We start from the raw sequence: 19,640 nt of genomic DNA, 5'->3' as shown, positions 1-19,640 counted from the left end.
GCCCCGCCCCGTACACACACCCGGTGGGATCAGCTCACGTCGAGGGCCACATCGTCCACGACGAAGCTGGTCTGCAGGTAGGCGTCCTCCTTACTGGTGAAGCCCAGCGTCACCGTCTGCCCGGCGGCCGACGCGACGTCGAAGGTTTTCAGCACGTAGTTGTTGGTGGCGTCGAGATTCGAGTACGTCGCCAGGGTCCGCGACCCCAGCTTCACGGTGAACGTGTCGTACGCGTTCCCGTCCGGCGTCTCGGCGGTGTCGGTCCGCAGGTAGAACGACAGCCGGTACGTCGAGCAGCCGGCCGGAACCGTCAGCGACTGGGTGGCGGTGTCGCTGTGCGTGCTGCCCCAGCCGCCGAACCACGCCTGGTACGAGCCGCTGTGCGCGGGCTTCTCGGAGGTCCGGTTGTTGATGACGCCGCTCGTCTGGGTCCAGGGCGACGTCCCGTTCTCGAACCCGCCGTTGGTCACGACCTGCCGGGGCTGGCAGTTCCCGCCGCCACCGATCACCAGTGAGTACGTGGTGGTGTGGGTGGCCGTGCCGGTACCGGTCACGCTCAGCGTGTACGTACCCGCCGCGGCCTGGGCACTCGCGGAGACCGTCATCGTGGCCGACGACCCGGACTGCACGGAGGTGGGCGAGAAGGAGACGGTGACGCCGCTCGGCGCACCGGACGCCGTCAGCCGCACGCTCTGCGCGGAGCCGCTGGTGGTGGCCGTGGACACGGTCGCGGTGACCGAGGAGCCCGGCTGGACGCTGCCCGAGACCGGGTTCACCGAGACGGAGAAGTCGTCGGCGGGCGCGGTGGAGCCGACCGCCGTCTTCCACAGCGTGTACGCGACCCCGTCGGCGCTGCGGTCGAGCGCGGTGGTGTTGATGTTGGCGGTGGTGTCGCATGACTGGTGGTAGCACGGGTCGTACGAACGGCCTGCCGTGCCACCCCACTTGGACGCCTGGGCCGAGGTCTTGGTGTCACTGGCACCGGTGGCGTAGCCGGAGGTGGCGATCCCGCCCTGCTGGAAGGAGTAGTCGTCGGAGCGCCCCTGGCCCTCGACGTTCTCCTCCGGGGCGAGCCCGAGGGAGGTCCAGTACTCCTTCATCGGCGCCGAGGCGGCCGAGTTGAGGTTGTTGATGAAGTAGCCGCCGTTGACCGAGGCCACCATGTCGAAGTTGTAGTAGGCCTTGATGTCACTGCGCTGGGCCGAACTCAGCTGGCTTACGTAGTACTTGGATCCCTGGAGGCCCTGCTCCTCGCCGTTCCACCAGGCGAACCGGACGTGCTTGGTCATGGCCGGGTTCTGCTGGGCGAGGACGAGCGCGTTCTCCAGCAGGGTCGCCGAGCCGGAGCCGTTGTCGTTGATGCCGGGCCCGGCGGAGACGCTGTCGAGGTGGGCGCCGAACATCACGGTGCTGTCGGCGGGGCCGCCCGGCCAGTCCGCGATGAGGTTCTTGCCGGTGTAGGTGCAGGTGGCGCAGGTCTGCTCGGTGACGGTGTAGCCGGCCGCCTGGAGCTTGCCCTTCACATAGTTGAGCGAGGCGGTGTACCCGCCGCTGCCGGCCCGCCGGTTGCCGCCGTTCTGCGAGGCGAGGGTGTTGAACTGGGTGAGGTGGGCCTGCACGTTGGCGACGCTGATGTCGGGCGCGGTGCCGCCGGGGTTGCCGCCGCCGTCGTTGACGGTCAGCGTGTACTGGGCGGTGTGCTCCTGGGTGCCCGCGCCCTTCACGGTGAAGGTGTACGAGCCGGGGGCCGCGGCCGAGGTGGCCGAAACGGTCATCGTGGACGTGGCACCGGACTGCACCGAGGACGGGCTGAAGGAGACGCTGACCCCGCCGGGCAGGCCGCTCGCCGACAGGTTCACCGTCTGGGCGCTGCCGGACGAGATCGTCGTACGGACGGTGGACGTCACCGAGCTGCCGGGCTTCACCGAGCCGGAGGCCGGGTCCAGGGACAGCGAGAAGTCGTTGTTGCCGCTCGGCGAGCAGGTCGGGTCACCGCTCTGGGCGGGCACACTGACCGCGTCCCACGCCGCCTTGGCGCGGTTGTACAGCGTGCAGGTGGTGTCGAGGTTCTTGGCCGCGGTGAGGGTGGCCGTGCGGTAGCGCTTGTACGTCATACCGCTGGTCTTCAGGAGCATGCCGCCGTAGAACACCTTGCTGGCGCTCTGGATGCCCACACCGGTCACCGTCGAGTTGTTGCAGGTGGGGCTGGAGGGCTTGCCGCCGCCGGGGTTCGAGCCCTCGGCGAGCAGATAGAACCAGTGGTTGAGGGGCCCGGCCGCCGCGTGCTCCTCGGTGCTGGGTATGGAGGAGCTGTAGCAGTTCGGGTCGCCGATCTGGCCGGGGTTGTACATGATCCGGATCGGCCCGTTGCCGACGAGGTTGATCTTCTCGCCGACGGTGTAGTCCGGATCGTCGTACGGGGCCGGCTCGTTGGTGTACGCCTCGGTGAGCGCGCCCATGATGTCGCCGGTGGCCTCGCCGAGCCCGGACTCGTTGTTGGCGCCGCCGGGGGTGTACTGGTCGATGCCGTGGCCGAACTCGTGGCCCACGACGTCCATGGCGCCGATCCACTGGTTGGCCTGGTTGTGGCCGATGGAGACCGTGGAACCGTCCCAGTAGGCGTTGACGTCGTTGAGGCCGACCTTCACCGGCCAGCTGCGGCCGTTGCCGTCGTGCCCGTTGCGCCCGAGCCAGTCGCGCAGCATGTCCCACTCGTGCTGGGCCGCCCACATCACGTCGACGCAGCCGGTCTCCTTGCTGGACGCGCTGCCGGTGCCCCAGGAGTCGGTGGACTTGGTGTACACGCTCCCGGTGCTGTAGTCGGCGCAGCTCAGCCCGGGGCGGTTCGGGTCGCGGAGCGAGTAACTGCCGCCGGACGCGGTGGTGTTGATCGTGAGCGGACTGGGCCCGTTCCACTGGCTGTTGCCGGTGCCGGCCCGGACGTCGTCGTAGCTGTCGATGACCGCGCCGGTGCCCGCGTCCACGAACACGTGCAGCCGGCTGGGAGCCTTCGCGGTCCGGCCCGTGAGCACGGTCTCCCAGGCCAGCCGGGAGCGCTTGTCGGTGGCCCGTACGACGAGCCGGTGGCTCTCGACCTCGTCCACCGTGCGCAGCTGCTTGCGCGAGGTGGTCTCGGCGGCCTTCGCGGAAACGGTCGCGGTGGTGGGCACGTTGATGCGCCGCGAGACCGCCGACTGCGAACCGCGCACCCGGCCCTTGGAGTCGGCCACCACGACGGCGTCCCCGCCGACCACGGGCAGGCCGCGGTAGGTGCGCTCGTACGCGACGGAGTAGAGGCCGTTGATCCACGGGGTGACCATCCGGCGCTCGTAGCGCTCCTCCGGGCCCTTGGCCAGGGTGTCGAGCCCGCTGGCCGCGGCCTTGTCGGCGGCGGTGACGGCGGTGGTGAGTGCCTTGGGGGCGGGCGGCGGGGTGGGATCCGCCGAGGCGGACGGGCCGCTGACGGCGACCAGCATTCCGGCGAGGACGGCCAGGGTCGTCCCGGCCGTCATCGGTCTGCGTTTCATCGAGGCTCCTCATGGGGTCCGTGATCGAGCGACCGAACACTCACATGTGGTCATGACCCCGTCAACGAACTGCGGGCGCCCGCAGAGGAGTTGGCAAGTCTCGTCAAGTCGGACGGACGCGCCGAGGGAAACGCGTGCGGAAATGAGGGATGGACAGGCGGGGAGGCGGACGTTATCCTGCACTCTCACCGGATCGGTGATCTACACGCAACTGTCGAGGCAAGCATATCACTGAATCGGCAGGCGTGCAAGCACTTCTGGCCCCTCTTCATACAGCCCCTCGTCACACGGGCCTCTTCACGCGGACCCCTCTTCTCGCCCGAACCCACAAGGAAGGCACACGCCTTGACCTCGCACACTCTCACCGCAGCGGCCGCCGGCACCTGGCGGCTCGGTGATCTGACCGTCAACCGGATGGGCTTCGGCGCCATGCGGCTGACCCAGAACGGCCGGGCGTTCAGCGACGAGCGCACCCCGCACGACCGGGACCGGGCCGTCGCGGTGCTGCGCCGCGCCGTCGAGCTCGGCGTGAACCACATCGACACGGCGGCCTTCTACTTCTCGCCGCTGCGCTCGGCCAACGAGCTGATCAACCGGGCGCTCGGCCCCTACCCGGACGACCTGGTCATCACCACCAAGGTGGGCCCGGGCCGCGGCCCCTCCGGCGACTGGACCGACTGGGCCCGCCCCGAGGAGCTGCGCGGCCGGGTGCAGGAGAACATCCGTCAGCTCGGCCGCGACCACCTCGACGTCGTCAACCTCCGGATGAACGGCAACCGCCCCGTCTCCGAGCTCTTCGGCGCCCTGGCCGAACTGCGCGAGGAAGGGCTCATCCGCCACCTGGGCCTCTCCAACGTCTGGCCGGAGCAGATCACCGAGGCCCTGGCCATCGCCCCCGTCGTCTGCGTGCAGAACCGCTACGGCATCGGCGAGCGGCGCGCCGACTCCCAGGAGGTCCTGCGCATGTGCGGTGAACGGGGCATCGCCTTCGTCCCCTTCTACGCCATCGCGGGCGCCGGCCGCGAGTCCGGGGCCGTCGCGGAACACGAGGCACTGCTCGACGTGGCCCGCGCCCACGGCGCCTCGGCCGCCCAGGTCCGGCTGGCGTGGACCCTCCAGCAGGGTCCGCACGTCCTGGCCATCCCGGGCACCGGCAACCCCGAGCACCTGGAGGCCAATGTGGCGGCGGGCGCCCTGCGGCTCACCGACGAGGAGCTGGCGCGGCTCACCGCGCTCGGGCAGGACACCGGGGCGGACGTAGCATGATCCCCATGGAACAGCGCGAACTGGGCAGGACCGGACGCAATGTGTCGGTCGTCGGACAGGGCACCTGGCAACTCGGCGGGGACTGGGGAGAGGTCCGCGAGGAGGACGCCTTCGGAGTGCTCGACGCGGCCGTCGAATCGGGGGTCACCTTCTTCGACACGGCGGACGTCTACGGAGACGGCCGCAGCGAACAGCTCATCGGCCGCTATCTGAAGGAGCGGCCCGACGCCGGGGTCTTCGTCGCGACGAAGATGGGCCGCCGCGCCGACCAGGTGCCGGAGAACTACACCCTGGACAACTTCCGCGCCTGGAACGACCGTTCCCGCGCCAACCTGGGCGTCGACACCCTCGACCTCGTACAGCTGCACTGCCCGCCCACCGCCGTCTACTCCTCCGACGAGGTGTACGACGCGCTGGACACGCTCGTCGCCGAGCAGCGGATCGCCGCCTACGCGGTCAGCGTCGAGACGTGCGCCGAGGCGCTGACGGCCATCGCCCGGCCGGGTGTGGCGAGCGTCCAGATCATCCTCAACCCGTTCCGCCTCAAGCCGCTGGACGAGGTCCTGCCGGCGGCGCGGGCGGCCGGGGTCGGCATCATCGCCCGGGTGCCGCTGGCCTCCGGGCTGTTGTCCGGCAAGTACACCGCGGACACGGTCTTCGCGCCCGGCGACCACCGCACGTACAACCGGCACGGCGAGGCGTTCGACCAGGGCGAGACCTTCTCCGGCGTCGACTACGCGACCGGTGTGGCGGCCGCCGCCGAGTTCGCCGCGCTCGCCCCCGAAGGCGCCACCCCGGCGCAGACGGCGCTGCGCTGGATCATCCAGCAGCCGGGTGTCACCAGCGTCATCCCCGGCGCCCGTTCGACGGAGCAGGCCCGGGGCAACGCGGCGGCCGCCGCGCTCGCCCCGCTTCCGCAGAGCACGCTGGACGCGGTGGGCGACCTCTACGACCGCAGGTTCCGCGCGGCGGTTCACGGCCGCTGGTAGTCACCGCCCGGAGAACAGGCTCATCCCCAGGAAGACAGCCGCCAGAAAGGCGATCGCTCCGGCGATGGCACTGGCCACCCGGGGCCGGCGGCGGATCGCCTCACCGGCGGTCCGCCGCCGGCCCTTCGTGCTCCTGGGAGCCGCACGCCGCCCGTGCCCCTGTCCGGGCCCGGGCGCCGGCGCGTGTCCCGCCGGTGCCTGCGGCAGCCGGTACGTGGTCGGCGCACCGGAGTCCGCGCCGGGCAGCGCGGCGGGAGCGGCGGGTGCGGCGGGGAAGGGCGCGAGGGCGGGCGCCGGGTGGTGCGGGGGCAGCGGTTCCGGGCGGCCGCGCCAGGCGTCGCCCTGGAACCAGTCGGCGACCTGCTGGGCGGTGGGCCGGTCCTCCGGCTGCTTGGCGAGCAGGCCGAGCAGATACGTGTCGAAGGCGGCGGAGACGTCCACGCCGCGCTGACGCAGCGGCACCGGAGGCGTGTCCACGTGCTGGTACAGGGTGGCCGTCGCGGTGTCCGAACGGAACGGCGGGTCACCGAGCAGCAGTTGGTAGACGACGCAGCCGAGCGAGTACATGTCGGACGCGGCGTCGGCGGTACGGCCGAGCGCCCGCTCCGGGGCGAGGTAGAGGCTCGTCCCGACGATGTGGCCCGTCGTCGTCAGCGCGGCGGACGGGTCGTCCACGAACTGCGCGATGCCGAAGTCCCCGATCTTGACGGTGCCTTCGCCGTCCAGCATGAGGTTCCCGGGCTTGATGTCGCGGTGGACGATGCCCTGCCGGTGCGCGGCGGCCAGTCCGGCGGCGGCCTGTCCCGCGATACGGGCGGCCTGTTCGGGACCCAGCCGTTCCTGGGCCAGCAGCAGGTCCGCCAGGCTCCGGCCCTCGACCAGCTCCATCACGAGGAAGAGCCGGTTCTCCCAGGCCCCGAAGTCGAAGACGGCCACCAGATGAGGGTGGCTCAGGCGGGCCGCGGTCTGGGCCTCCAGGCGGAACCGGGCGGTGGCCGACTCGTCGGCGTGTTCGCCGAGGAGCAGCTTCACGGCGACGGCACGGCCGAGGACTTCGTCGGTGGCCCGCCAGACCTCACCCATTCCACCCCGGCCGATGGCGGATATCAGCCGGTACCGACCAGCAACCAGCACCTGTGCACACCAATCTCGATGGCTCGGGCCCAGGGCCTGGCCGAGGACCGCTCCGACTGCCGCGGCGACGGCCTCGCCGGGGCGAGAGCGGGGTGGGGGAGCGCGGCAAGATCAGGATATCCGGCGCGCGGAGCCCGGATGACCGGACCTCCTCAACGGGCGGTGCCGCCCAGCGATTCGACCAGGGGGAGCAGCCGGTGCGGCACGCGCTCGCGCAGCGCGACCTCGGTCCGGGTCCGGACCACGCCGGGCAGCCGGATGAGCCGCTGGATGACGTCCTCCAGGTGCCCGTTGTCCCGGGCGACCACCCGGGTCAGCAGGTCGCCGCCGCCCGTGGTCGAGAACGCCTCGATGATCTCGGGCACCGCGGCGAGCGCGTCGCCGACCTCGTCCAGATGGCCCTGCGTGACCTCCAGGTGCACGAAGGCGAGGACGGGGTGGCCGAGTGCGGCGGGCGAGAGGAAGGGGCCGCTCCCGGTGATCACACCGTCGCGCTCCAGCCGGTCGATGCGCGCCTGGAGGGTGCCCCGGGCGATGGACAGGATGCGTGCGTACTCGCGCACGCTCGTCTGCGGCTGCTCGATGAGCAGCCGCAGGATACGGGTGTCGAGCGCGTCCACCGCCATGCTTCGCCGGCCTCTTTCGGTGCGTACTCCGGGGGCCAGCGACTGTATCAACGGCCTCCGTGCGCGGCGGGCCGCGCGTCACCGTCGCGGCCGGATGTGCCCCGCGCACGGGCGGGTGGCGCGGGGCACGGGCCGGACGGTCAGAACTGCACGTCGGAGCAGGCGTAGAACGCGTTCCCGGTGTCGGAGATCGTCCACACACCGAGGATCAGGTGCTTGCCGGACTTCTGCGGCAGTACGCCGGAGTGGCTGACCGTCGAGCCGGGCAGCCGGCCGCCGAAGGGCACCGTGAGGAACGGCTGCGTCTCCAGGTCGGCCCGGGTGAGCGGCTTGGTGGGGTCGTAGCCGTCCTTGGTGATGTAGTAGCGGAAGTCGGTCGTGGCGTGCCGGGCCTCGATCCGCCAGTTGAACGTGTAGTTCTGGCCCGCGGTGACCTTGGTGGCGGGCCAGGCGCCGCCGCGCGGGTCGTCCAGCTCGGAGAAGCGGCCGATGCCGCCCGAGCAGATGTGGCCGTCGGCCGGGCCGCGGGTGGGGAAGCCCTTGGGACCCTCGACGCTCGGCGGCTCCCACTGGATCTGCCCGCAGTGCTTGACGGTGCCGATGCCGCAGAGCTGCTGGCGGCTGATCGGCGAGTCGGTGTAGCCGTGGCTCTGGGCGGGGGCCGAGGTGGCCAGCAGGGCCGCCCCGGCGAGCCCGAGCCCGGCCAGTAACGAGGTGATCTTTTTGCGCATACGTCGCTCCTGGAGATGTGGGGTTGATGTCCGGAGAGTGCTGCGGTCTAGACCAAGGGTGAGCGTAGCGATGGCAATTTGACATGTCTAGACCAAGGGAAGCCCTCTCGGTGGGCCCGCGCGGCGGCCGGCCGCCGCGCGGGCCCCCGGAGCGACGCGGTTCTACCGGCGGGACGCCTTGACCCTCCAGGTCAGACGCTCGGTGGCCGCCGCGCGGACCTCGGGGTCGCGGACCGACTTCGTGCGATCGACCGACTCGACTGTGACCGTGTGCGTCCTGCCGTCCCCGGGCACGCCCAGCGAGGAGGGGGCGGCGGCAATGAGACCCGTGGCTCGCTTCACCCGCACCCCGTCGACGTACCAGCGCAGCTCGGGCGCGGCCAGTGCGCCGAGCGCGGCCCGCTTCACCTCGATCCGGTCGGTCCGCCGGATCGTGGCGCCCGAAGGGGTGCTGCTGCTCAGCGCGTTGGCCTCGCGGTAGAAGCCCGCGATCATGGCCTCGCGCCCGGGGAGGTTGAAGTCCCTGACGTCCAGGGCCCGCATGATCGAGTTGGCGGTCGGGCGGTAGATCCCGTACGGGTAGTAGCTGCTGCCCTCGTACGTGCCGACGGTGCCGCCCGTGGGGTCGGTCTCGCCGAGCCAGCGGTACCACTTGCTCCCGTTGGCGGCCATCCGGTCCGCGGTGTAGATGCTGGAGTTGATGTCCGGCAGCTCGCCGCCCGTCCAGGTGCCGTAGCTGTCGTAGGTGTACTCGTCGGCCAGCAGGCCCACGGAGTGGGCTATCTCGTGGGCGGCGATCATGCTCGACTGCTCGTTGTCGGACGAGAGGGTCGAGACGCCGTCGAACGGATAGCCCTCGGCCTCCAGGCCCGAGTAGCCGGCGCCGCCGTACTTGGTGGAGTGGGAGACGACGACGACCAGGTCCGCGTCCGGTGCCTTCGCCGCGTACGAGGCGACCTTGTCGATGTCGGCGCAGATCAGCCGCTCGGTCTGCGAGCACCAGAAGTAGCTGCCGAGGGCCGTGTCCTTGGCGACGTCCGCGGTGGGGTCGCCGCTGATGCCGGACTCGGCGGAGACGGCGTCGACCGTCCACACGTTCATGAGGCCCTGATAGCTGGCGTAGGGCTCGATGGCGGTGATGTCCGCCCACTTGGCGGCGGCCGCGGAGTGGAAGGCCTCCTGCTCGCCGGCCGCGTAGCCGTCGCCGACGATCACCACGTCGAGCCGGTCGTCCGAGGAGCCGGTCACGGATAGCCGGCCGACCGCTCCGTCCGTCGTCGACGCGGCGGACGGGGCGGTCCGGGCCGAGGCGCGCTTCGTCTCCGTGGTGAGCGGGACCTCGGTCCGGTGCCCCGGGCCGCCCGGCTCGGGGAAGTACTCGACGCCGACGCGCGGCTGTTGCGCGGGCTCCGGGTCCGCGGCCGATGCGGGAGCGGCGAGCGCCGCCCCCAGGAGGGCCAGCAGCGCGACGCTCGTGGACAGAGCGGCCGCCTTTTGTGTGCGCATGTCAATCCTTCCCTCGCACCCGCAGAGATTAAGTTGTGGGTTCAATGGGCTTGAGTTGGCGCTTAACCTAGGTCGTGCGAAGGGGGCGCACAAGGGGTTCTGTGGGAACATGCGAGTCCCCCACGGGTGACGAGTCCGGCCGACGCAGGCGAACGCCGGGACCACCGGCGGACGAGAAACGAGGGGCTGTCATGGCGCAGGCCGACGGGGTACCGGTCGACGGCGACGGAACGATCCGCTCCGAGGCCGGGCGGCCTGCGGGGCCGGGGGGTCCCGCGGCGATCGGCCGACGTGTGAAGAGCCTGCGCAAGGAGCGCGGGCTGACCCAGCGGCAGCTTGCCGAACCCGAGTACACCGCCGCGTACGTCTCGACCCTGGAGGCCGGCAAGGTGCGGCCGTCCGAGGCCGCCCTGCGGCACATCGCCGAACGGCTCGGGGTCGCCGGGGAGGAGCTGGCCACGGGCAGGCCCACCCATCTCGTCGCGGAACTGCGGGTCGGGCTGACCGACGCACAGCGGGTGCTGGCGGTGGGCGACGCCGCCGACGCGCGGGCCGCCTACGAGCAGATCCTCCGCAGGGCCGACGAGTACGAGCTCGCCCAGGAACGGGGCGCCGCGCTCACCGGGCTGGGGGAGTGCGCGCTGGAGACGGGCGAGCTCGCCGAAGCCGTCGGCCGGTTCGAGGCGGCGGAGGCCGCGCTGGCCCGCGAACCCCTCCCGTCCCGTGCCCGGGCGGTACGGGGCAGGTCGATCGCGCACTACCTCGCGGGCGAACTCCGTTACGCCTGCTACCTGCTGGAAAGCGCGATCGACGAGCTGAACACCTCGGGGCTGCACGATCCGGGCGCGCTGCTCCAGCTGTACACGGCCTCCATCGCCCCGTACATGGACATGGGCGCCCACGCCCGCGCCGCGCAGGCCGCCGAACTCGCGCTCGCCCTGGTGCCCCAGGTCTCCGACCCCGCCCTGGTGGCCGGTATGCACCGCACCGTGGCCCGCACCCTGATCGCCGAAGGCAGGGCCGACGACGCCCGGACCTCGCTGGCGCGCGCCACCGAGCTCTACGAGCAGTTGCAGATCCGGACCGAACTCGCGCACTGCCACTGGATGCGGGGCTATGTCTGCGCCCAGGACGGCGACCTCGTCCAGGCGGAGGCGGCGCTGCGCACCGCCCGGTCGATGCTGGTCTCCAAGCGGGCGGCCCTGTACGTCTCCCAGGTGGAGGTCGAACTCGCCGACGTCCTGCGCCGGAGCGGGAAGTCGGAGGAGGCCGCCGAGCTGCTGGGGACCCTGCTGGTCGGACTCCAGCACGGCCGCGGCGCGCTGCACGCGGGCGGAGCCCACCGCTTGCTCGGGCTGATCGCCGAGGAGGCCGGGGACACCGAGACCGCCGAGCTGCACTACGCGACCGCGCTCTCCCTGCTCGAACAGACGGGGGCCGCCGGGGACCTCGCCGACATCTGCCGGCTCCTCGGCGACCTGATGCGCCGCGAGGGCCGTACGGAGGAGGCGCTGAACGCGTACCGGACCGGGCTCGGACACCGCGCCGAGCCCGGGACCACCACGCTCGGCCCCGCTCCCGCCCGCCCGCCGTTCACTTCCTGGACCTGAGGCGCGGGCAGGGCCCGGTGGAGGCGGCCGCACGCGGGTGGCCCGCGAGGCTGGTCCGTTGGCTCTGCCGTGGCCGAGGGAGGAGGCGGAAATATGAGCCATTGGCCCAATGAATGGGGTTCGGTTTGAACCATTCGCCTGTCAGATGTTGAGATATGAAAGTCAATGGCGCTGCGGGTCCCTCGGGGACCCATGCGGCGCCTTTCTCATGTCCGGACATGGTCCAGGTACGAAGAAGGGGCGGGGCAACTTGCTGAAGAGGGCGTTCGTCGCACCGGATCCGGGCCGGATCCGGCTACGGTTCGCGTCCCGGGCCGTGCTCGGCATCGGACTCGCCGTCGTGGTCTGCGGGCTCGTCGGCCACTCGCTCGTGGCGGCCATCACCGGCGGCCTGGCCGCGCTGCTCGCCCTGTTCACCGTGACCGACCCCACGGTCCGGGGCCAGGCGGTCACCACCGCGCTGCTGCCCGCCGTCGGCTTCCCGGTGCTCGCGCTCGCGGCCCTGCTCCACGACCACCCGCTCGCCCGCGACACCGCGTTCCTCGCGGTCATGGGGGCGGGGGTCTACGCGCGGCGGTGGGGGCCGCGCGGGCACTCGCTCGGCGTCTTCGCCTTCATGGCCTTCTTCACCACGCAGTTCCTCCACACCCTGCCCGGACAGCTGCCCGAGTTGTACTCCGCCGTCGCACTCTCCCTGCTCTCCGCGTCGGCCGTCCGCTTCGGCCTCTGGTGCTACGAACGCCGGCTGACCGCCCCCGCCGTGCCCGCCCCGCCCGTCGGCACCGGCCTGGCCAGGGTCACCACCCGCCAGGCCGTCCAGGCGGTGACCGGCGGAGCCGTCGCGCTCATGGCCGGGCAGCTGATGTCCGACCAGCGCTGGTACTGGGCCGTCGGCGCCACCTGGTGGGTCTTCGTGAACACCGCCTCGCGCGGCGAGACCCTGGTACGCGGCTTCCGCCGGGTCCTCGGCACCCTCATCGGCATCCCGGTCGGCCTCGCCGTCGTCGTTCCGCTGCACGGGTCGCCCGTGCCCACCGCCCTCGTCGTCGCCGCCGGGATCTTCGGCATCTTCTACACCGCCGCGGTCTCGTACACCTGGATGATGTTCTCCGTCACGGTCATGGCCGGTGCGCTCTACGGCTCACTGGGCGTGCTCGACCCCGGGCTGCTCGCCCTGCGGCTCGGCGAGACCGCCGTCGGCGCGCTCGGCGCGATGCTCGCGGTGCTGTGCGTCCTGCCCGTCACCACGCACGCCACGACCGACGCCTGGATCCAGCGGGCCCTGCGCTGCGTGCACGCCTGCACCGAGGAGGCCGCCGCCCGCCTCTCCGGCTCCGCCACCGCCGACCCGGCCCCGCGCATCGCCGAGCTGGAGGCGCTCCTCGGACGCGTCCGCCTCTCGCTCGCCCCGCTGGTCCACCCGCTGAGCCCGCTCCGCGCCCGCCGGGCCCGGGCCGGACACGTGCTGGCCCTCCTTGACGAGTGCGCCCGCGAGGTACGGGGCCTCGCCTCGGTGGCCGCCGACCCGGAGGCGTCCCACGACGCCCGGCTCGCCGCGGCCTGCTGGCGCGTCGAGAGCGCGGTCGAGGCCCTGACCGGGCGTACGGCCGTCGCGTCCGCCGTCCCGGCGCACCCGGCCGCCACCGAACCCGCCCTCGCCCACCTGCACAGCCTGGAACGCGCGCTCGCCGAACTCGCCGCACCGCTGCACAGCCCGCCGGGCGCCCCGCTGGTCACGGCCTGACCTCCGGGGCCCAAGACGCCACCCTTGGTCTGGACCGCATCGCCGCACTGCTACCGTCGCCGCAAAAGATCACGACGGCACGTCCGCCGCGCACAGCCGGGGCGGGGAGGAACAGCGGTGGACAGCAGCAACGGAGCGGTACGGGCCTTCATCGGGTCGTTCACCTCGGCGGGCGGGCGGGGCGTCACCGTCGCCGCCGTGGACGCGGAGACTGGCGCGCTCACGGTCCTGGGGGCCACGGACGCCGTGCCCGACCCCTCCTACCTGGCCCTCGGCCCCGGCGGCACCGTCCTCTACGCGGTCAGCGAGACCGAGCCGGGCGGTGCGGCGGCCCTCGACGTCAGCACCGGCGAACCCCGTCCGCTCGGCGAGCTCCGGGCGGTGGACGGCGACGGCCCCACCCACCTCACCCTCGCCGCCGGCCACCTGGTCACCGCGAACTACGGCTCGGGCAGCGTCAGCGTGCTGCCCGTCGCCGGGGACGGCACCGTCGGCCCCGTCGCCGCGGTCCTCGCGCACGAGGGCGGCGGACCGGTCGCGGACCGCCAGGAGGGCCCGCACGCCCACCAGGTCCTGCCCGACCCCACCGGCGCCTGGGTGCTCAGCGTCGATCTCGGCACCGACTCGGTACGGGTCTGCGCGGTCGACCCGGCCACCGGCGAATTGCGCACGCACGGCGAGACGGCCCTGCGCCCCGGCACCGGCCCCCGCCACCTGGCGTTCCACCCCTCGGGCCGCCACGCCTACGTGCTGAACGAGCTGGAGCCCACCCTCACCGTGTGCCGCTGGGACGCCGCCGCGGGCGTCCTGGAACCGGTCGGCGAGGTCCCCGTGCTGCCCGAGGGCGTGACCGTCGAGAGCTACGCCTCCGAGGTCGTCGTCGCACACGACGGCCGGTTCGTGTGGGCGGCCAACCGGGGCCACGACAGCATCTCCGTCCTCGCGCTCGACGCGACCGGCGAGCACCCGTCCCTGGTCACGACGGTGGGCTGCGGCGGGCACTGGCCCCGCGACCTCGCGCTGGACCCGGCCGGGCGCCGGCTGTACGCGGCCAACGAGCGCAGCGGGAACGTCGCCTGGTTCACCGTGGACCCGGCGACCGGTGTCCCGGCCCACGGCGGCACCCTGGACGCCCCGGCGGCGTCCTGCGTGGTCTTCGGCTGATCCCGCTCGGACACGACCGAGGCCCCGGTGCCGGACTGCCGTCCGGGCCGGGGCCTCACACATGCCGGAAGGGTCAGCGGGCCTGCGCCCCCTGGGCCACGGCGGGAGCGATCCCGAGGGCCGAGGTGTACATCGAGAGGACCAGCTTGCCGATCGCCGGGTACGCGCCCAGCGGCTCGGCGCTCGCGCAGCCGGCCTCCTTCGCCGCGGCGTCCAGCAGGCCCTCCGCCACCTCGGGCCCCACCAGATACGGCGCCACGGCCAGCTGGAGCGAGCCGGAGCCCTTCAGCTGGTCGGCGATCGCGGCGACCGAACCCTCCACGTCGAGCGCGGCGGCCATCACCGGCACCGCGAGCCGGGCCGCGAGCAGCATGCCCGTGATCCCCGCCGCCTGCACGGCCTCCTCGCCGCCCACCGTGGCGAGCACGATGCCGTCGGCGGCCGTCGCCACCGTGAAGAGCCTGGCCCGGTCCGCGCGGGCCAGCCCGGCCTCCGACAGCCTGACGTGCAGCGCCTCGGCCAGCAGCGGGTGCGGGCCGAGCACGTCGGTCAGCTCCGCCGGGGCCTCGCTGTCGGTGATCGCCTGGCGTATCCGCTGCACCAGCGCGCTGTCCGGACCCGCGAGCAGCGGGACCACCACGGCGGCCGGGCCCTCGGGCTCGGCGACCTCACGGCCCACGGCCAGCGCCTGCTCGTAGCGCGCGGTGCGCTCGGCGGCGGAATGCGCGATCACTGAGGCCAGCGCCGGGTACTCGGCGTCGTCCCCGTCCACGTAACCGATCAGGGCGTTCAGACCGGGCAGCTCGGAACGGGCGATGCTGATGACCTCTTCGGCCAGGCTGCGGCTCGTCGAGGAAGGGGTACCGGGAACGGCGAGAACGAGCGCGGCAGCGCCCTCGGGTGCGGCCACGGGCTCCGGGCGGCGGTGCCGTCCGGACTGGCGAGGTCGCGGCATTCGTACAGGCAGGCCGGAAGCGGGCCCAGTGGGGGTGCTCATGGCGCCGCATGCTACTGGTTTCGGACGGCTCCCTGCTCGGGGAGGGTCCGGTCGAGCGGCCTCTGTCCGCTTTTATCCGATCAGCGGCTTACCGGGCAACTGCCCTGATCTGTCGTCAACGTGCGCGCGCCCGTCGCCCTACGCGCGGGGCCCGGGCGCCGGAACACAGAGCAGCGTCGGGTGGTGCGGCAGCCGGAGCGTGCCGGTGTCGAGGGCCTGGGCGATGCGCAGCGCACCGATCAGGGGATCACCCGAACCGGGGACCGCCCGTGCCCGCGGCAGCAGTCGCCCCAGCTCCTCGCGCAGCGGTACGAGCAACGGCTCGCCCATCCGGAACAGCCCGCCCGTCAGCGCGACTTCGCAGGCGTCCTCGTCCGCCTCCGTCTCCGGGCACACCGCCGCGGCCGCCTCCGCGATGTGCGCGGCGGCTCCCCGCAGGATGCCCTCGGCGACCGGGTCGCGGTCCGCGCACGCGGCCACCTCCGGCGCGAACGAGGCCAGCAGCGCGGGCCGGTCGGCGCGCGGATAGAGCAGACCGGGCAGCTCCTGCGGCGGCCCGAACACCGCCTCCAGGCGGGCCAGCAGCGCGGACGAACCGCCGCGCCGCCCGTCGTACGCGCGCATCGCGGCATCGAGCCCGGCCCGCCCGATCCAGGCGCCGCCCCCGCTGTCGCCCAGCAGGTGTCCCCAGCCGTCCGCCCGCCGCCACGTCGTCAGGTCCGTGCCGAGCGCGATCAGCCCGGTGCCGGCGGCCACCACCGCGCCGGGCCGCTGCCCGACCGCCCCGGCGTACGCGGTCACCGCGTCCGCCGCGAGCGCGATCCGGCGCACCCCCAGCGCGTCCGCCAGGGCGCCCGGCAGTTCGTCGCGCAACGCGTCGCCCAGCGTGGCCATCCCCGCGGCACCGACCGCCGCGGCGGTGATCCGCCCGCCCGGAGCGTGCGCGTCGAGCAGGCCGCGTACGGCGGGCAGCACCTGGTCCAGGAGGTGCGCGGGGTCGATGCCACGCGGCCCTGTGCGTACCGGCCCGCCGCACGCGAGGGTCGCCGACGGCGCTTCCGCATCGGCCGTGCCCAGCGCCACCCGGAGCCCGGAGCCGCCCGAGTCCACCCCGAGGACATACGTGTCCGGTTGTCCGTGTGACGTCATGGACCGGCTCCCGGGGACGAAGGGGTGGGGGACGGGCAGCACCCTATCCCCGGGGGGCCGCGTTGCGCCGGTAGGGTGATCTTTCGTGACAGCGCGACCGTTGAACGAAGTAGTCGAGCCCGGCTGGGCCGACGCCCTGGCCCCCGTGGCGGGCCGCATCGCCGAGATGGGCGATTTCCTGCGTGCGGAGGTCGCGGCCGGCCGCACCTACCTCCCCTCCGGGGCGAACGTGCTGCGCGCGTTCCAGCAGCCCTTCGAGGACGTACGGGTCCTGATCGTCGGTCAGGACCCGTATCCCACACCGGGGATGGCGATCGGGCTGAGCTTCGCGGTCTCCCCTGAGGTGCGCCGGATTCCGGACAGCTTGGTGAACATCTACAGCGAGCTCAACGCCGACCTCGGGCTGCCCCGTCCGTCCAACGGCGACCTGACGCCGTGGACGCGACAGGGGGTGCTGCTGTTGAACCGAGCGCTCACGACCGCCCCCCGTCGCGCGGGTGCCCACCGGGGCAAGGGCTGGGAGGCAGTCACCGAACAGGCCATCCGCGCGCTGGTCGCGCGTGGGACCCCGCTCGTCTCCATCCTCTGGGGCCGTGACGCACAGAATCTGCGGCCCTTGCTGGGCGACTACCCGTCGGTCGAGTCGGCCCATCCCTCTCCGAGGTCGGCGGACCGGGGCTTCTTCGGGTCGCGTCCTTTCAGCCGGGCCAATGAACTCCTGGTCCGGCAAGGCGCCCAGCCCGTCGACTGGCGGCTTCCCTAGAGGCTCACACCTCGACCGCCGCCGCCCGTACGCACAGCACGTCCGGCAGATGCGAGGCCAGCTGCTCCCAGCTGTCCCCGTCGTCCGCGCTCGCGTACAACTCGCCGTTGCGGTTGCCGAAGTAGACCCCGGCCGGGTCCGTGTCGTCCGTGCAGAGCGCGTCGCGCAGCACCGTGCCGTAGTGCGCGCTCTCCGGCAGGCCCGCCGACAACGGCTCCCAGTGGGCGCCCGCGTCGGTCGTCCGGAAGACCCGGCAGCGGTGCTCGGCGGGCACCCGGTCGGCGTCCGCGTTGATCGGGAAGACGTACGCCGTGTCCGCGCGGTGCGGGTGGGCGGCCACGGCGAAGCCGAAGTCCGAGGGCAGACCCGCGCCGATGTCCGTCCAGTGGCCCCCGGCGTCGTCGCTGCGGAAGACGCCCCAGTGGTTCTGGAGGTAGAGGCGGTCCGGATCGGCCGCGTCCCGGCTGACCTTGTGCACGCACTGGCCGAACTCCGGGTCCGGGTCGGGCAGGAAGACGGCCGAGACCCCCTTGTTGGCCGGGGTCCAGCTCGCGCCGCCGTCGGCGGTCCGGAACACCCCGGCGGTGGAGACCGCGACCGTCACGGCGCGCGCGTCCCGCTCGTCGGTCAGGATCGTGTGCAGCCCCTCGCCGCCTCCGCCGGGCACCCACCGCGAACGCGTCGGATGCTCCCACAGCGGGCGCACCAGCTCGAACGACTCGCCCCCGTCCCCGGACCGGAAGAGCGCGGCGGGCTCCGTGCCCGCGTAGACGACGCCCGGCGCCTCGGGCCCCGCCGGCTGCAACTGCCACACCCGCTCCAGGGAGGTCCCGGTGAACTCCGGGAACTTCACCGCCGGGGTCTTCGGCTCGACCCAGCTCGCGCCCAGGTCGTCGGAGTGAAAGACGGACGGGCCCCAGTGCGCGCTGTCCCCGCCGACCAGCAGCCGGGTCCGGCCGTCCCGGGTGTCGATGGCGACCGAGTAGATCGCCTGGGCGTTGAAATGAGGCCCCTCGAACTCCCATGAACCGCCGCGCCTGCGGCCGATGAAGAGCCCCTTGCGGGTCCCCACGGTGAGCAGTACATCGGTCATGACCGAACCTCCCGAAACGCCGTTGTGCCGGATATCGGTCAGTCTGCACCCCGGCACCGACAGCGGCCCGGACCACCGACCGGGGTGTCCCTCCCCGGTCCGGGCGGGCCGCGTCTCAGCGGCAGGGCGGGGCCGTACTGCTGCGGACCACCAGATTCGTCGCCAGGTCCACCCGGGTCGTCGCGGGCTGCCGGCCCCGGCCCAGGTCCAGGACCAGCCGGGCCGCCGTCTCTGCCATCTCGATCAGGGGCTGGCGCACCGTGGTCAGCGGCGGCCCGATCCACCGGGTGAGCGGCAGGTCGTCGAAGCCCACGACGCTCAGGTCCTCCGGGATGCGCAGACCGAGCTCGCGCGCCGCCTCGTACACGCCGAGCGCCTGGAGGTCGTTGCCGGCGAAGACGGCGGTCGGCCGGTCCGCCGAGCGCAGCAGCTCCATCCCGGCCGCGTACCCCGCCTCGTGCGAGAACTCGGCCTCGCGGATCAGCGACGCGTCGATCGGGATGCCCGCCGTCTCCAGGGCGGCCCGGTAGCCGTCCACCCGGGCCCGGCTGCACATCATCCGGGTCGGTCCGCCGACCACGCCGATCCTGCGGTGGCCGAGGCCGGTGAGATGCCGGGTCGCGGCGAGACCGCCCTGCCAGTTCGTCGTGCCGACCGACGGGATGTCGTCGCCCGGGTCTCCGGCCGGGTCGACCACCGCGTACGGGATGCTGCGGCTGGTGAGCTGCGCGCGCTGGGCGGCGGTGAGGTCGGACAGCACCAGGATGACCCCGACCGGGCGGCGGGCCAGCACCCCGTCGACCCAGGTCTGCCCGGGGCTGAGGCGGCCGGCGCTCTCCGAGAGGACCAGGCTCAGCCCCTCCTCGCGGGCGACGTTCTCCACTCCGCGTACGACCTCCATGGCCCACGCGCTGTCCAGCTCGTGGAAGACCAGGTCGATGAGTTGCGACTGCGTGGTCGAGCCGCGTCTGCGGCGGTAGCCGTGCTGGAGCAGCAGCTCCTCGACCTTGGTGCGCGTACCGGGCGCGACATCGGCGCGCCCGTTCAGCACCTTCGAAACTGTCGGAGCCGAGACTCCGGCCGCTCGGGCGATTTCCGCCAGCGTGGCAGTGCCGTCCGACGGCGCTGCGGCAGGCGCATTCTCCTGATGTGACTGGACGTTTGCGGGGCTCATAGAGCGAATCGTAACCGCCCGGCGGCCGAACGGACGCGGGAGCCCGGGCGAAAAATTCGCGCTCCGCGACCTCTTGACTGGCCGGAAACCCAACCGTACGGTTCCGGCAACATTCGCAAGCAACTCCGAAAGATTCGACAGAGGTGCGGTCATGCGGTCGGGAATTT

15 protein-coding genes are annotated in these 19,640 nt (G+C 72.7%); 6 read left to right on the top strand and 9 right to left on the bottom strand.

The annotated features are described in order from the left end of the window. Positions 1-29: 29 nt before the first annotated feature. Complete coding sequence (locus tag OHS17_RS03815) at positions 30-3,512, bottom strand: M28 family peptidase (RefSeq protein WP_330315141.1); 3,483 nt, start codon at positions 3,510-3,512, stop codon at positions 30-32. A 360-nt stretch (positions 3,513-3,872) separates the two neighbouring features. Between OHS17_RS03815 and OHS17_RS03810 the strand changes: the two genes are divergently transcribed. Together OHS17_RS03810 and OHS17_RS03805 are read left to right on the top strand one after the other, a co-directional pair. Beyond that, positions 3,873-4,793 (top strand): aldo/keto reductase, encoded by a 921-nt coding sequence (locus tag OHS17_RS03810; RefSeq protein ID WP_330311050.1) that lies wholly within the window; start codon positions 3,873-3,875, stop codon positions 4,791-4,793. Continuing rightward, complete coding sequence (locus OHS17_RS03805; RefSeq protein WP_330311049.1) at positions 4,790-5,782, top strand: aldo/keto reductase; 993 nt, start codon at positions 4,790-4,792, stop codon at positions 5,780-5,782. The genes OHS17_RS03810 and OHS17_RS03805 overlap by 4 nt, the downstream gene beginning before the upstream one ends. Here the strand turns inward: OHS17_RS03805 and OHS17_RS03800 are convergent, their stop codons facing one another. The 4 genes from OHS17_RS03800 to OHS17_RS03785 form a co-directional block, all read right to left on the bottom strand. Then, the gene (locus tag OHS17_RS03800) at positions 5,783-6,865 is read right to left on the bottom strand and encodes a serine/threonine-protein kinase (protein WP_330311048.1); all 1,083 of its coding nucleotides are present in this window, start codon (positions 6,863-6,865) and stop codon (positions 5,783-5,785) included. 203 nt (positions 6,866-7,068) lie between these two features. Beyond that, positions 7,069-7,542: an Lrp/AsnC family transcriptional regulator gene (locus tag OHS17_RS03795; RefSeq protein ID WP_018106209.1), complete on the bottom strand. Its 474-nt coding sequence runs from the start codon at positions 7,540-7,542 to the stop codon at positions 7,069-7,071. Between the two features lie 140 nt (positions 7,543-7,682). Further along, entirely contained in the window at positions 7,683-8,273 is a 591-nt protein-coding gene (locus OHS17_RS03790) for a lytic polysaccharide monooxygenase auxiliary activity family 9 protein (protein ID WP_018106210.1), read from the bottom strand. 162 nt (positions 8,274-8,435) lie between these two features. Beyond that, positions 8,436-9,779, bottom strand: a complete 1,344-nt coding sequence (locus OHS17_RS03785) for a M64 family metallopeptidase (RefSeq protein ID WP_330311047.1) — start codon at positions 9,777-9,779, stop codon at positions 8,436-8,438. Positions 9,780-9,970: 191 nt separating this feature from the next. Between OHS17_RS03785 and OHS17_RS03780 the strand changes: the two genes are divergently transcribed. The 3 genes from OHS17_RS03780 (at position 9,971) to OHS17_RS03770 (ending at position 14,297) form a co-directional block, all read left to right on the top strand. Continuing rightward, entirely contained in the window at positions 9,971-11,389 is a 1,419-nt protein-coding gene (locus OHS17_RS03780; protein WP_330311046.1) for a helix-turn-helix domain-containing protein, read from the top strand. A 250-nt stretch (positions 11,390-11,639) separates the two neighbouring features. Beyond that, a complete protein-coding gene (locus OHS17_RS03775) occupies positions 11,640-13,133 on the top strand; it encodes an FUSC family protein (protein WP_330311045.1) in 1,494 nt (497 codons plus the stop codon). 117 nt (positions 13,134-13,250) lie between these two features. Further along, positions 13,251-14,297, top strand: coding sequence for a lactonase family protein (locus OHS17_RS03770; RefSeq protein WP_330311044.1), 1,047 nt, complete (start codon positions 13,251-13,253; stop codon positions 14,295-14,297). A 73-nt stretch (positions 14,298-14,370) separates the two neighbouring features. On the opposite strand, the gene OHS17_RS03765 is transcribed toward OHS17_RS03770, so the two are convergent. Both OHS17_RS03765 and OHS17_RS03760 read right to left on the bottom strand, forming a co-directional pair. After that, positions 14,371-15,294 (bottom strand): sirohydrochlorin chelatase, encoded by a 924-nt coding sequence (locus tag OHS17_RS03765; RefSeq protein ID WP_026171934.1) that lies wholly within the window; start codon positions 15,292-15,294, stop codon positions 14,371-14,373. 138 nt (positions 15,295-15,432) lie between these two features. Next, positions 15,433-16,443, bottom strand: coding sequence for an N-acetylglucosamine kinase (locus tag OHS17_RS03760; RefSeq protein WP_330311043.1), 1,011 nt, complete (start codon positions 16,441-16,443; stop codon positions 15,433-15,435). A gap of 85 nt (positions 16,444-16,528) precedes the next feature. Between OHS17_RS03760 and OHS17_RS03755 the strand changes: the two genes are divergently transcribed. Then, positions 16,529-17,206: a uracil-DNA glycosylase gene (locus OHS17_RS03755; RefSeq protein ID WP_330311042.1), complete on the top strand. Its 678-nt coding sequence runs from the start codon at positions 16,529-16,531 to the stop codon at positions 17,204-17,206. Between the two features lie 4 nt (positions 17,207-17,210). Here the strand turns inward: OHS17_RS03755 and OHS17_RS03750 are convergent, their stop codons facing one another. Together OHS17_RS03750 and OHS17_RS03745 are read right to left on the bottom strand one after the other, a co-directional pair. Beyond that, a complete protein-coding gene (locus OHS17_RS03750) occupies positions 17,211-18,299 on the bottom strand; it encodes a WD40/YVTN/BNR-like repeat-containing protein (protein ID WP_330311041.1) in 1,089 nt (362 codons plus the stop codon). A gap of 115 nt (positions 18,300-18,414) precedes the next feature. Further along, positions 18,415-19,473 (bottom strand): LacI family DNA-binding transcriptional regulator, encoded by a 1,059-nt coding sequence (locus tag OHS17_RS03745; protein ID WP_073865235.1) that lies wholly within the window; start codon positions 19,471-19,473, stop codon positions 18,415-18,417. Positions 19,474-19,640 lie beyond the last annotated feature (167 nt).

This window comes from Streptomyces sp. NBC_00523 (assembly GCF_036346615.1).
Taxonomy (GTDB): Bacteria; Actinomycetota; Actinomycetes; order Streptomycetales; family Streptomycetaceae; genus Streptomyces.
This window is presented reverse-complemented; position numbering and strand designations above follow the sequence as displayed.